1 pseudogene is annotated in these 388 nt (G+C 42.0%); it reads left to right on the forward strand.

Annotation, left to right across the window (positions count from 1 at the left end):
* Window positions 1–30: 30 nt before the first annotated feature.
* Window positions 31–388 (forward strand): annotated as a pseudogene (locus AB4585_RS28600) (TVP38/TMEM64 family protein); the annotation flags it as partial.

Below are 388 nucleotides of genomic sequence, written 5' to 3' on the forward strand. Positions count from 1 at the left end.
ATACTTACTCAGGATGATAAGGGCAGAATCATGAATAAGAAATTGATAATCGGGCTAATTTTAGTAGTTGCTATCGTGTTACTCGGTGCGAATTTTGGTCAATATCTGACTCTAGAAAATGCCAAAGCACAACAACTGGCATTGAACGCTCAAATCGAAGAAAACTTCGTACTTTCCGCTGCTCTGTATTTTATTGGTTATGTGTTTATTACCGCTTTTTCTATTCCTGGCGCTGCCGTAGTGACACTGCTAGGTGCTGCTCTGTTTGGCTTTTGGAGTAGCTTATTGTTGGTGTCTTTTGCTAGCACCATTGGCGCTACCTTGGCGTTTTTGAGTAGTCGTTACTTACTGCGCGATTGGGTTCAAGCGAAGTTTGGCTCGAAATTAG

It is taken from the genome of Vibrio sp. 10N.222.49.C9 (assembly GCF_041474985.1).
Lineage (GTDB): Bacteria > Pseudomonadota > Gammaproteobacteria > Enterobacterales > Vibrionaceae > Vibrio > Vibrio crassostreae_C.